The sequence below is a fragment of the Pedobacter sp. genome, assembly GCF_046462515.1.
Classification (GTDB): Bacteria; Bacteroidota; Bacteroidia; order Sphingobacteriales; family Sphingobacteriaceae; genus Pedobacter.
The window spans coordinates 358,080-370,766 of sequence record NZ_JBKGVD010000008.1 but is presented as its reverse complement, the minus strand read 5'-3'; the positions used below and the strand labels follow the sequence as shown (position 1 = coordinate 370,766).

The 12,687-nt window shown below is 34.8% G+C and carries 10 protein-coding genes and 2 tRNA genes; 4 read left to right on the top strand and 8 right to left on the bottom strand.

Translation table 11 applies throughout. The features are described 5' to 3' along the window. Position 1: 1 nt before the first annotated feature. The 4 genes from ACLHG9_RS09685 to ACLHG9_RS09670 form a co-directional block, all read right to left on the bottom strand. Positions 2-1,027, bottom strand: coding sequence for a ligase-associated DNA damage response exonuclease (locus ACLHG9_RS09685; RefSeq protein ID WP_410221290.1), 1,026 nt, complete (start codon positions 1,025-1,027; stop codon positions 2-4). A gap of 282 nt (positions 1,028-1,309) precedes the next feature. Beyond that, a tRNA-Pro gene (locus tag ACLHG9_RS09680) sits at positions 1,310-1,383 on the bottom strand. 17 nt (positions 1,384-1,400) lie between these two features. After that, positions 1,401-1,474: transfer RNA gene (locus ACLHG9_RS09675), tRNA-Arg, on the bottom strand. 123 nt (positions 1,475-1,597) lie between these two features. After that, positions 1,598-3,883, bottom strand: a complete 2,286-nt coding sequence (locus ACLHG9_RS09670; RefSeq protein WP_410221289.1) for a TonB-dependent receptor domain-containing protein — start codon at positions 3,881-3,883, stop codon at positions 1,598-1,600. Positions 3,884-4,021: 138 nt separating this feature from the next. Between ACLHG9_RS09670 and smpB the strand changes: the two genes are divergently transcribed. Next, entirely contained in the window at positions 4,022-4,471 is a 450-nt protein-coding gene (gene smpB / locus ACLHG9_RS09665) for an SsrA-binding protein (RefSeq protein WP_410221288.1), read from the top strand. 7 nt (positions 4,472-4,478) lie between these two features. On the opposite strand, the gene ACLHG9_RS09660 is transcribed toward smpB, so the two are convergent. After that, positions 4,479-5,135: a protein-L-isoaspartate(D-aspartate) O-methyltransferase gene (locus tag ACLHG9_RS09660; protein WP_410221287.1), complete on the bottom strand. Its 657-nt coding sequence runs from the start codon at positions 5,133-5,135 to the stop codon at positions 4,479-4,481. Positions 5,136-5,353: 218 nt separating this feature from the next. On the opposite strand from ACLHG9_RS09660, the gene ACLHG9_RS09655 reads away from it, so the two are divergent. Then, entirely contained in the window at positions 5,354-6,031 is a 678-nt protein-coding gene (locus ACLHG9_RS09655) for a hypothetical protein (RefSeq protein WP_410221286.1), read from the top strand. Here the strand turns inward: ACLHG9_RS09655 and priA are convergent. Continuing rightward, positions 6,028-8,502: a primosomal protein N' gene (gene priA, locus ACLHG9_RS09650; RefSeq protein ID WP_410221285.1), complete on the bottom strand. Its 2,475-nt coding sequence runs from the start codon at positions 8,500-8,502 to the stop codon at positions 6,028-6,030. The two genes, ACLHG9_RS09655 and priA, sit on opposite strands and share 4 nt — an antisense overlap. Further along, positions 8,502-8,888, bottom strand: a complete 387-nt coding sequence (locus ACLHG9_RS09645; protein ID WP_410221284.1) for a DUF423 domain-containing protein — start codon at positions 8,886-8,888, stop codon at positions 8,502-8,504. The genes priA and ACLHG9_RS09645 overlap by 1 nt, the downstream gene beginning before the upstream one ends. 87 nt (positions 8,889-8,975) lie before the next feature. Between ACLHG9_RS09645 and ACLHG9_RS09640 the strand changes: the two genes are divergently transcribed. Both ACLHG9_RS09640 and ACLHG9_RS09635 read left to right on the top strand, forming a co-directional pair. After that, the gene (locus tag ACLHG9_RS09640) at positions 8,976-10,532 is read left to right on the top strand and encodes a hypothetical protein (RefSeq protein ID WP_410221283.1); all 1,557 of its coding nucleotides are present in this window, start codon (positions 8,976-8,978) and stop codon (positions 10,530-10,532) included. A 45-nt stretch (positions 10,533-10,577) separates the two neighbouring features. After that, positions 10,578-12,002: a DUF5723 family protein gene (locus tag ACLHG9_RS09635; RefSeq protein WP_410221282.1), complete on the top strand. Its 1,425-nt coding sequence runs from the start codon at positions 10,578-10,580 to the stop codon at positions 12,000-12,002. Here the strand turns inward: ACLHG9_RS09635 and tsaB are convergent. Further along, positions 11,999-12,685 carry a tRNA (adenosine(37)-N6)-threonylcarbamoyltransferase complex dimerization subunit type 1 TsaB gene (gene tsaB, locus ACLHG9_RS09630; RefSeq protein WP_410221281.1) on the bottom strand — a complete coding sequence of 229 codons (687 nt, stop codon included), beginning with the start codon at positions 12,683-12,685 and terminating at the stop codon, positions 11,999-12,001. The genes ACLHG9_RS09635 and tsaB overlap by 4 nt on opposite strands. Positions 12,686-12,687: the final 2 nt, after the last annotated feature.

Below are 12,687 nucleotides of genomic sequence, written 5' to 3'. Positions count from 1 at the left end.
TTTATATCTGTTTTTCTTCAACATCAACTTCTGCTTTTTCTTCTGCTTCTTCATTACCATATTGTGTTTTAACTTCTTCGGCCTTAATACCAATTTCATTTAAATACCTGCTAAAAACCGCCGTGTTACCATGGGTTATCATCACTTTTTCTGCTCCGGTTGCTTTAATGGCATCTAAGAGGCCGAGCCAATCTGCATGGTCGCTCAGGGCAAAACCTGCATCGGCACTACGCCATCTTCTGCCTGCTCTTACTGCCATCCATCCGCTACAGATACCAACTGCCGGATTAATTAAACTTTTAATCCATTTACTATCTGCCAAAGCAAGTGGAACAATTACAATGCCTTTTTGTAGTTCGTCTTTTTTGATTTCTGCGGTAATTTGTACTGTATTGGGTAACTGAACGCCAGCTTTTTTGAAAGCTTCATTTAAATTAGCGATGCTGCGATGCACAAAAATCTCATCCCCTGCTTTTAAATTTTTAATTAGCCTCTGAGCTTTACCTAAGCTATAAGCAATCAAAACACTGGTTTTGTTTTTAGTATGATTGTCTGCTATCCAACTATCAATATTATCGAAGATGAACTGTTGTGGCTGCCATTTGTAAATAGGTAGTCCAAATGTACTTTCCGACACGAAAGTATGACATTTTACAGGTTCAAAAGCAGTACTGATGCCATCGTATTCGGTCTTATAATCGCCAGATACCACTACAATTTCTCCTTTATACTCTAACTTGATTTGTGCTGAACCTATAACATGCCCAGCAGGAAACATACTTAATTTAACGCCATTGATATTAATGCTCTCTTTATAGCCAAGCGTTTCTACATTATTATACAACCCATATCTCTCTTCTAAAATTGGTTTAGTTAAAGTATGGCATAGATAGTTTTTATTACCCCATTTCGCATGGTCGGCATGTCCATGCGTAATTACAGCTTTATCAACTGGCTGCCAGGGATCGATATAAAAATTACCCTGTTTGCAATAAATTCCTTTGTTTGTAAATTGTATCAAGGCCATGCTCTGTATAACGATTATAGCAAGTTATAGTTTTAAAAATCAGTTTGCCAGGTCAATCTGCATTCTTTTCAGATGATAGCTTTCACAAAGTGAAATCATTATTGCTAAAGCATATAGGATACAAATACCTGATTATGTGGTTTTTATGGAATTATGATAGCAAAGAAGATTTTAAGTCTTGTAAACGAAAGGTAGGAGGTTAATCAGATAAGCAGATTACAAATAAAAACTCCTTAAATTTCAATAATTTAAGGAGTTTTTATAAATTTTGACATCTATGTGTCGGGATGGCAGGATTCGAACCTGCGGCCTCCACATCCCAAATGTGGCGCGATACCGGGCTACGCTACATCCCGAAAAGGTTTTACTTTTGTACCCCCAATAGGATTCGAACCTATGACCTACGGTTTAGAAAACCGGTGCTCTATCCAGCTGAGCTATGGAGGCCTCTCAAAAGAAATCATTGCTGACTTACATTTGAACGGTGCAAAGATAAAATTTCTTCATTACAATTTTTAATATTTTTAAAAATTATTAGCGATTTAATCTAACAAACTGATTAACAAAACACTAAAAATTATACCTAAATCCCATAAATAAGCGTACGCCCTGATTAGGCGCATAAACGTAACTGGGATCAAATACCAAACCATAAGGATTATCAATAGCTGGTATTGCCTGCCCCTTGGTATCAAATAGCACTTTCTTGTTAAACGGATCCTGGCTTCTTGAAATTAAAAACGGAGTATGCTTAGCTGGAGTAAAATTTAAGAAGTTTTTCACTCCTCCGTAAATTTCTGTTTGTTTAAATTTTGTAAAAGTCAATTGAATGTTTTGTATGCTCCATATAGGCGACATGGGATTGCGGGGATCCAACTCTCCCAATAAAGGTAATCGCATAGGCCCATATACGTTTCCGGTGTAATCAGCTTTTAAATGTAATTGTTTAACGTGGTATGACACCGACCAAGTTCCCGAAAATTTTTCAGTCAGCATTTGTTGTTCCTTAATTCCATCATTTACCAATAACACATCCTGATAGGTAAAACCAGCATTTAATTTTAATCCCCATGTAAAAGTTAAATCTAAATTGGCGGTAACTCCTTTGTTAACGGCATAACCATTTAGGTTATCATAGTGTATCTTAGTTACATCTTTTTCATAATCGGGCACGATCCTATTGGTAAAATAAGCATAGAACATACTCACATCGAGCCCTATAATAGTGGCATCTGGAGTAAATATTTTTCCAGCATAATTCATATTAAAATTATAATTACGCTCAGGTTTAATATCTGTATTTAATTCAACCTTTCTTGCTCCTGTTAATGCGGCATGGTCTTCCGTAAAAATATTGACCACCCTAAACCCAGTACCTGCATTAAACCTTAGTGAATTAAACTGATTTAGATTATACTTATAAGCAACACGAGGCGTAAAGATGCTTCCATGCAAGCTATGATAATCGTACCTTAATCCCAGTAGTAAAGTGTTTTTCTGGTTGAGCTTAATTTCATCCTGCACAAATAACCCGGGCAACCCTACTCTTTCATGATCATTTCCATAATCTTTGCTGGTAGCCACAGTATTATCTTTATAAAAAGTATATCTCATTGCTGCCCCAAACAACAAATCATGCTTATCTATTTTTTTATCCCAGGTTAATTGAGAAAAAACAATCTGCTGGTTGGCAATATAAGATGTTTTTCCGTATCTGCTGTCTTGATCATGGTTGGTCAGTGAAAATGCTAAAAATACTTTTTCTTTTAGGGGCAATTGATAATTGCCTATCATTTCCCATCTGCGTGTATAGATGCTTTCTCCATAAACCACATCCCCACCTCTATAACTTTTATTCCATCGGGTTTCCCCTCCCCACCTGTCTTCATGAAGGTATCTTCCCGCTAAAGAAAAAATTCTGTTGTATTTACGTTCTATATTCCATTTTTGGAAAACGGATACCCGATTTTGCAAGGTTACATCCGTAAAACCATCATGGTTCTCATCTAGAATATGATTAAAATTAAAGTAATTAATCCCTGTTAACACAGCTATATTACGGTTTAATTGCAGTTTAAATCCTATATCCGCATTATGTTCCAAATGTGTGTTAGACATTAGATCAATTGAAAATTTTGGAGCACTATTTACTTTTTTTGTAATAATATTGATCAGCCCACCTACTGCTTCACTTCCGTATAATGAAGATGCAGGACCTTTTACCACCTCTACCCTGTCAATTATTGAAGTGGGTATTCCCGAAAGGCCATAAACAGTTGATAAACCACTCACAATGGGCATTCCATCTATTAAAACCATAGTATAAGGACCTTCAAGCCCATTGATATGAATATCTCCGGTGTTACAGATATTACAGTTTAATTGAGGTCTTACTCCATTTATATTTTGAATCGCTTCAAAAACACTGGCCGTGGGATTACGCCTAAAAAAATTAGCGGAATATATTTCTACTGGCACAGGGCTTTCCAGTCTTGATACTTCTTTTTGTGTTCCGGTTATCACAACCTCCTGTAATTGTTCCTGATCTTCTTCCAATACAATTTCCTTTAATACCGTATCTCTTTTTAGCGCTATGGAAAACAACGTAGGTTTATAGCCTATAGCTGTTAATTTAATTTGATAATTACCAGCTTTTAGTCCTAAAAATGAAAAATTACCAGCCGTATCTGTATGTACTTTTACATTTAGAGGTGATAATGAAAGGGTCGCTGATGCTGTTTTAGCGTAATCAAAACTTACAGTTCCCTGTAGTTTATAGATTTGGGCTTTAACATAACCCGCATTCAGGGCAATAAAAAAAACGGCTAAACTGAAAAATTTGGAATTGAAAATCATTTTTAATTACTATTAAAATTTAACATAAGTCAACAAAATTAAAAATTTAGACTAATCTAAAATAATATTTAGACAAATATTTAATTTACTTTTTCAAAGGATAATGCAAGAAATCTAAAAAATCATGATATTTGTAACATGTCAAAAGAAATACAGATCAAGAACAAAAGAGCCTTTTTTGATTACCATATTTTAGATAAATACGTTGCTGGTATTGCCTTATTGGGTACAGAAATAAAATCGATAAGGGAAGGTAAAGCTAATATGACCGATTCATTCTGTATGTTCATTGGAAATAATCTGTATGTACGTAATCTCCACATTTCTGAATATGGTTTCAGTTCTTTTTATAAACATGACATTAAAAGAGACCGAGCTTTGCTTTTAACTAAAAAAGAGTTAAAAAAACTAAAGTTAAAAGGGGAGGAAAAAGGTTTTACCATTGTTCCTTTACGTATTTTTATTAATGAGCGAGGTTATGCCAAGCTTGAAATCGCACTGGCACAAGGCAAAAAAGAGTTTGACAAACGCGAAACGATAAAGGAAAGAGATACCAAACGTGAATTAAATCGGGTAATGAAATTTTAAGGTGTATTTACCACGCCTGATCGCCAACCAGGGGCACAAATCTGAATGTATCTAACTCTATCTTCTCAAAATCATTTTCAGATACACGTATTACGGTAAGCATTTTCTGTGTCTTTTCATCGCCTACCGGAATTACCAAGATACCACCTATTTTGAGTTGTTTCAAAAGCAATTCAGGCACAAACGGTGCTCCAGCCGTAACTATAATTTTGTTATAAGGTGCATGTGCGGCAATGCCTTTAGAGCCATCTCCTAAAAAGAAATTGGCATGATAGCCCATACCCGGCAATACTTTAATAGTATGATTGTATAAGTTTTCCTGACGTTCTATGGTATATACCTCAGCTCCTAATTCCATTAAAATGCAGGTTTGGTAACCTGAACCTGTTCCTATTTCAAGAACTTTATCCCCTTTCTGAATATGCAGTAATTCTGTTTGGTAAGCAACTGTATAAGGTTGTGAAATGGTTTGGCCTTCTCCTATAGGAAAAGCAATATCTTTGTAAGCCTGGCTCCAAAAAGTTTCATCAAAGAAAAAATGACGCGGAACTTTCCCTATCGCTTTTAATACCTTTTCATCAGATATTCCTCGTTCTCTGAGCTGTTCAACTAATTTTTTTCTTGCTCCTTTTTCTCTATAATTATCTACAAACTTATAAGCCATTTAGTACAAAATTAGCCTTAATTTGCGTAAGAACACAACATTTAAACCATTAAAAAATTAACATCTTTTTAACCTGCACTATATCAATCACTAAAAAATTTAGATAAATAGGTGTCGAGCTGGTTTATTGAACCTTAGATTTTTGAACAAATAACACTACATTTCTATTCGCTAATTAGAAATTTAAAGCTATTTTTGTCTAAATACATATCTATTATATGCGTAAGATTTTAATTTTTGCTTTGTTGATTTCTTTATCGGGTACCGTTTTTGCACAAAGAGACGGCAACTACAACTACAGTATAGGCGTAAGAGCTTATAATCTTTTTCAACTTCCAAAAATTTTAGATCAGACCAATTCTTCAGATTATACCACTTCGTATTTAAATGGATTAATGGTTAAGTTTAACGATAACCAGATTGGCATACGTATTTCGGGTAATTATTATTTTAAAAAAGACTTTTCTTTTAGAAACGAATGTGATAATTGTGAAATAGCAACCGGCGATGTAGATGATTTCTGGGCAAAAATCGGATTCGAAAAAAACTTTAATTACTCTGCCATTCAACCTTATTTTGCAGTTGATTTAGGCTTTAGAGGAATGAATTTTAAAGGAAAAATAAATGATGTTAATAATGCCTCAACTTCTTTTAATACGATTACCAGTAAAAGAGGTTTTATAGCTACTCCTGCGTTGGGTCTTAAAATCAATCCTGTTAAGCAAATCAGTGTGTTTGCAGAATGCAACATGGATTTTTATTTTTCATATGAGCGTCAGGAAAGAACCCAAAATGATGCTGCAAATACCAGAACTTTTGCTAAGTTCAATAAAACTGAAACTTTGATCAATCCAGTTTCTATTGGCATTCAAATACATTTGGTAGATAAATACTAATAAGGATCTACATCTATTTGTACCAATACGCTTTTAAACTCTTTGCGGGTATTAAATTGTGTAACCGTATCTTTTATTAACAGTTTAATCTGCTGTATAGATGCACCTCGTTCTGCTTTTACAATAATCTGCTTTATATAATAATTCCTGATCCGTGAAACTAAAGGCTGTTCTGGGCCTAAAATTCTCTTTCCGAGTTGTGCTCTTAACTGATTTGCCAAATTATGTGCCGCAACATTTAACACATTGGCATCTTTATGTTTCACATTTAAAAAGATGAGTCTCGAAAAAGGTGGATAATGGTAATTTTTACGCTCTGCAAGTTCCTCTTCATACATTTCATGGTAATCGTTGGCCATTACCTGCCTGATGATTCTATGGTTATCATTGTAGGCCTGTATGCAAACTTTACCCTGTTTATCTCTCCTACCTGCACGTCCGGCAACCTGTGCCAACAATTGATAGCTACGTTCAAAAGCCCTGAAATCAGGATAATTTAATAAAGTATCTGCATTTATAACCCCTATCAGGCTTACATTATCAAAGTCTAACCCTTTTGCGATCATCTGAGTACCAATTAAAACCTGACTTTTTTTATCCTGAAAATCAGCAATGATTTTTTGCATACCGTGTTTTGTTCTCGTACTGTCTAAATCCAGTCTTTGAATTTTAATATCCGGAAAAAGCAGGCTCAGTTCTTCTTCTACCCGTTCGGTACCAAAACCTTTTTGTTCAATATGTACACTGCCACAAGCAGGACAGACATTTACAGAATGCTGGTGGTACCCGCAATAATGACAATGCAGCTGTCCACTCGACTTATGGTAGGTAAGACTTACATCACAATTTACGCATTTAGGTGCATAGCCACAGGTATTACACATTAAAATGGTGGCGTAACCACGTCTGTTCTGAAACAGAATAACCTGTTCTTTATTTTGCAAGGCTTCGGCTATATCGTCAATCAGTACAGAAGTAAAATACGAATGCATTTTCTTTCGTTTGGTTTCTTCTGCTATGCTTACCACTTTCTGCTCAGGCAGCAAAACTCCTCCAAATCTTTCTGTGAGCTCTACTAAGCCGTATTTACCATGCTGCGCATTATAATAGCTTTCTATAGAAGGTGTAGCTGAACCTAAAATAACTTTAGCCTGATGTAAATAACCTAAATAAACAGCTGCATCTCTGGCCTGGTACCTTGGTGCAGGGTCATATTGTTTGTAAGAAGTTTCGTGCTCCTCATCTACAACAATCAGCTTTAAATTGTTAAAAGGTAAGAAAACAGCCGAACGTGCGCCCAAAATAACCTGGTAAGTACCATTCAGCACTTTGTTCCAAATCTCTACCCTCTCATTATTATTAAATTTAGAGTGATAAACGCCAATATTATTTCCAAAATATACCCTTATCCGCTCTACAATCTGAGTAGTTAAAGCTATTTCGGGCAGCAAGAAAAGTGCTTGTCCACCCTGAGCTATAGCCTGCTCTATCAATTTAATGTAAACCTGTGTTTTGCCTGAAGCGGTAACACCATGCAAAAGCACTACATCTTTTGTTTTGAATTGTCTTTCTATGGTTTCTAACGCTGTACTTTGAACAGGGCTCAATTTAAAATTTACCTCAAATTCATCATCAAAACCATTTAAACGACTTACAGGTTTTTGTTTAAGTTCAAAGATATTTTTATCAGCCAATGCTTTTACAGCTCCTTGCCCACATCCACTATGCTCCAGAATATCACTTTTGGCAACGTACTCATGGGTTCTCGAAAGACTGATATAGGCCATGAGCGCATCTAATTGCCTGGGCGCTTTTTCCAATAAAGAAAAGAGCTCTTCTAAATGTTGGGCGTCTTTATAAAAAGGATTTAATGCAATAAAAGATTTCAATAGAGGCTTATAACGCTCCACAACTTCTTCGGCAGCAATCACAACTTCTTTATTGATCAATGCATTAATCAGCGGATACACGGTTTTCTGACCAAGTAACTTAGCTATCTGATCAACCGTTATTTTTTGCTGACGGCTTAGCACATCTACAATCAACAATTCCTTATTTGTAAGATTTGCTTCTCCTGAAAAATCCTCTCTTAAAATAAGGGTTGTTTCGCTGGCCAGCTTCATGCCATTAGGCAAAGCAGCATTCATCACATCGCCTTCATTACACAAATAATACTGTGCTATCCAATCCCAAAATTTAAATTGTTCTGTATTCACAACCGGCAGTTCATCTACTACATCAATAATATATTTGGCTTCGTAATGAACCGGCGGAATGCTTGTAATGTTTTTGATTAAAGCTGTATATAATTTGTGCTTACCAAATTGTACCACCACACGTTTACCTACCGCTATATGATCATTTAGCTCATAAGGAACCCTGTAAGTATAATTTATTGCTAAAGAAAGGGGTAATATTACTTCTACGAAAAGTGTTTCTCTTTCTGTAAAATCTGACGACACTAAATCCATTATTTATCTCTCAATGCAGCCAAAAATAAGCCTATCCATCCCATAACAAAAAAAACGCCTCCTATTGGTGTGACTGGACCTACATATTTGGCAAAAGATATCTGATAAACATCTTTTACGGCTAAAAGATAAAGTGAACCCGAAAATAATATAATGCCAAGAGAAAAAAACAGGAACGATAAACTGATCAGTTTATTCTTATATCTTGCGAAAGTAGATAAATAGAGGATAGCGAAAGTATGATAGAACTGGTATTCAACACCCTTTTGCCAAATAGAAAGCTGATCAGGCGCAAGTATGTTCTTTAGCCCGTGGGCCCCAAACGCACCCAAAATCACCGCTAAGGCACCAAAAAAGGAAGCAGTCAGTATTATTTTCTTATTCATTAGAATGATTTTAGATATTGCTAAAATAAGAAATTGAGTATATAATCACAGTAATCATAAAATAAAATTAAATTTGTATGGCTAATCATGAAACGATTTTATTTTGTCATCATCATACTTATTGCAGCCATTTTTATAATGGCCTACCAATATTTTAAGGTTTTAAATAAGGGTAATTCTGATAACGAATGGGCGCTTAATCAAAGTGCTTCAAACGCGGCCTTGCTGGTAAGTTTTGATAATGACAAAACTTTCTATGAAATCATTAACGGGCAAGGAATTATCAGGCAGGTAATTGGTGATCAAAAAACCAATTTACTTAAATCCATTTATGAGGATTTTAGTACCAACTCATCGTTTAAAACAATTGCCGAAAGTAATAAGGTTTTTCTGGGTTTTGTACCTTTAAAAAACAAAGAAATTGGCTTTATGATTGCTTTACAGCTTAAAAACAAGATTAATCCGGCTATTTTTAAGCATTTAAACCCAGAAAACAACAATCATATATTAAAAATCAAATCGGGAGATTCTACACAATATTACATTTCTTTCAACGACAACAAACTGGCTATTGCCGATAATGAAGATTGTCTCCTTCACATTTTTGACTCTAAAAACACCACCAATAATTTTGCCAGTTATATACGTACTCAAAACAAATTCTCAAAAAATGTACTGGCCAATATTTATGTAGATTTTAACCACCTGCCTCAGCTCTTAGCTCCGGTTTTAAATTCAGAATTAAATGGCGAACTGAATGTTTTTAAGCAAAAAGATATCTATGCCAATTACAGCTATAATTTCAGTACCGAAAAACTGTTGTTAAACGGTTATTTAGATATACAAAACAATCAAAACTACTTTAAATTATTTGAAAATATACCTGAACAGAAAATATATATCGATGAAATTCTGCCCGATAAAACAGCTAATTATGCAATTTATTCTATAAATGACTATGCTAACTGGCAAAAAGCTTTAATTAAATGGCATAACAATAATAAAAGCGCTCAAAAAGCAGAACAGCAATTAAACCTGATTAAAGAAAAATACCGGATAGATCTGAACCAGATCCTACCAAAATACATCAAGAACCAGTTTGGGTGCTTTGAGTTAAATACCGGCGAGAAATTTGGTTTGGTAGCTTTGAATAACGGTGATAAACTTTCGCAAGCTTTATTAGATCTTAGTGCCGAATATTCTCCTGAAATAAGAATATTTAAAGAATCGGGCATATTATACGGCTTTTTTGGTGAACCTTTTAAAAAGTTTGACCGCCCTTTTTACGTTATTAAAGATAATTTTCTGGTTGTATCTAATAATGCCGGCAGCTTGCAGGTTTTTCTTAACAGTTACAATAATGGTAAATTATTGGCGGCAACTTCGGGCTATCAGCAGTTTATCAGCCAGTTGCCTAATGCATCAACCATACTTTATTACATCAACAACGACAATTCAACAGACATTTTTAGCAAAAACTTAAAAACTTCGTATTATAAACATTTCAGGTCTGAAAGCGGTTTCAAAAACTACAATGCTTACGGAGTTCAGCTTATGGCAGATAACGGCAAGTTCCTTAGTAATGTTGTATTGATGACTAAACAAAAAGAGCTTAGTGTTGATAGTTTAATCCATTTACCTTAAATAAAAAATAACTATTATTGATTAGCTTTATAAAAACTGCTATTCATGAAAAAATGCCTGCTTGTAGCTGTATTAATGATTGGTACGCTTAACCTAAATGCACAGCAATACGCATTATTTAATACCAGAACACTTTTTGATGCTTTTGAAAACCCTGCTCAAAAAGTATTCACTTTAGATTCCTCACGAAAGTTTGCATCAAATTTACTTTTACCGTATATAGATCTGAGCGGATTAAATAAAGGCAGTTCAGACGAAGCCCTAAGAAATCTGATCAATAAAGGTTACAGCAATCACAGACTTGGGCCTTTTGATAAAGATTTTGAGAAAACCATGTACGAGAACAATAACATTTACTTGCTTAGTTTTCGAATTTTTAAAAATCATAAATTTCACAAAGAAATGGGATTTTCATGGCAGGTAAGATCAGAAACTCAGATTAATTATGCTGAAAATAAGAGTTTAGGCATCTTCGAAAACTTTGGGAAATGGCTTACCATACCAAGAGTAAACGTATTCAATAATAATGGCAAATTGCAAAGCTACCATCAGTTTAGTTTCTCTTATAGAGAAAATTACAATAAAAACTGGGCTTTAGGTGCAAAAATTAGTCTGTTAAGCGGTATAGGCTATACAGAGTTTTATGCCAATAATTCATCTGTTAACATTAACCCTAATACAAATACCATGCACCTCGTCATGGACGGTACTTACAGAGCCAATTATTCCAATGAAAATAAAGTAAAAATAGCCGACCTCATGCCTTTCAAAAATCCAGGTATGTCTATTAGTCTTGGAACTATTTATACAACCAAAAACGGTTTTCATTTAATGGCCAATTTAAAAGATCTGGGTTTCATATGGTGGGGTAAGAAAAGCTATGAGGGTCATTTTAATATAAATGAAACGCTTAATGATGTAACGGGTGATAATGCTGCTTTAATTATGCGCAAGAATATGCAGAAGATTGAAACAAATTTTGCGGAAAACAAAAAATTCGTTTCGAAAACTACAACTAAAGCCGATGTTTCGATTTCTAAAACTTTTGGAGCTTACAAACCAACATTAATTCTGGCTAAAAATGTATTTGATGATTTTGGAGAAGCTGCTTTAGTAAATACGCTAACTTCCGGCAATTTTTCCATTAGCGCAGTACCTGCATATACGTTACAGAAACAATTTAAAATAGGTGCTCAAGCCATGTATCAAACGCCAAATTTTGAATTCTTTCTGGGTTCTAACGATCTCATAGAAAGTTATTATGCCAGTAAAGAGATCATAAAAAATCAGGAAACCCAACTAACCGGCTACCATAGAGGTTCTGTATATTTAGGTATTGCCTTTAAAATGGGATACGTAGTTGAACATCCAATGAATATGAGCTGGATGCCCGGAGTTGGCGATAATAAGGACCAAAAAAGCTTTTTCGGAAAAATGTTTGGTATTTTCAAGAAAAAGCCTAAAAATTAAACTTTTTTCTTAGGCGTTGTAGCTACAAAATCTTTCAGATAAAACGGTTCAAAATAAGCGACATCTTCAAATTTCTGTTCTTTAAAAGCCTGAGCTGCCAACTTGCTCATATGAGCAGCACTGTTAAAATTAGTGTCGTAAAAATGTGCGTTAACATTATCTATCACAGGTTTGCATTTAGCTGCGCCATCTCCAATAAAAGCTATAAAATGATTTTGGAGATATAAAGAAAAACTTTTTTCATCAATAATTTTGGCGGAAACTTCTTCATAGAAATTAAGCTTGTTGGTATAAACGGCCGTATAAACTTCCATCCTACGGGCATCAATCATCGGGCAGATCAATCCTCCAAAATTAGGATGAGCATTAATGTAACCATTAGCCATTAAAGTAAGCGTATTAATTGCAATAAGAGGTTTATCTAATGCAAAACATAAGCCTTTGGCGGTTGCCACGCCTATGCGCAAACCCGTATAAGAACCCGGCCCCTTACTTACTGCTATTGCATCCAGATCATGATATTTTAAACCAGCCTCTTGCATAACATCTCCAATAAAACAAGTTAAACTGGAAGCATGGATATTAGGCGTTTTTTGTTCTTTTAATGCAATAGTTTTTCCATTTACAGCAATGGCAACAGAACAAACCTGTGTAGCTGTTTCTATTTGAAGTATAGTAGGCATAT

Coding starts and splice junctions, on each gene's coding strand:
- ACLHG9_RS09685 (WP_410221290.1), bottom strand. CDS start 1,027: ATGGCCTTGATACAATTTACAAACAAAGGAATTTATTGCAAACAGGGT.
- ACLHG9_RS09670 (WP_410221289.1), bottom strand. CDS start 3,883: ATGATTTTCAATTCCAAATTTTTCAGTTTAGCCGTTTTTTTTATTGCC.
- smpB (WP_410221288.1), top strand. CDS start 4,022: ATGTCAAAAGAAATACAGATCAAGAACAAAAGAGCCTTTTTTGATTAC.
- ACLHG9_RS09660 (WP_410221287.1), bottom strand. CDS start 5,135: ATGGCTTATAAGTTTGTAGATAATTATAGAGAAAAAGGAGCAAGAAAA.
- ACLHG9_RS09655 (WP_410221286.1), top strand. CDS start 5,354: ATGCGTAAGATTTTAATTTTTGCTTTGTTGATTTCTTTATCGGGTACC.
- priA (WP_410221285.1), bottom strand. CDS start 8,502: ATGGATTTAGTGTCGTCAGATTTTACAGAAAGAGAAACACTTTTCGTA.
- ACLHG9_RS09645 (WP_410221284.1), bottom strand. CDS start 8,888: ATGAATAAGAAAATAATACTGACTGCTTCCTTTTTTGGTGCCTTAGCG.
- ACLHG9_RS09640 (WP_410221283.1), top strand. CDS start 8,976: ATGAAACGATTTTATTTTGTCATCATCATACTTATTGCAGCCATTTTT.
- ACLHG9_RS09635 (WP_410221282.1), top strand. CDS start 10,578: ATGAAAAAATGCCTGCTTGTAGCTGTATTAATGATTGGTACGCTTAAC.
- tsaB (WP_410221281.1), bottom strand. CDS start 12,685: ATGCCTACTATACTTCAAATAGAAACAGCTACACAGGTTTGTTCTGTT.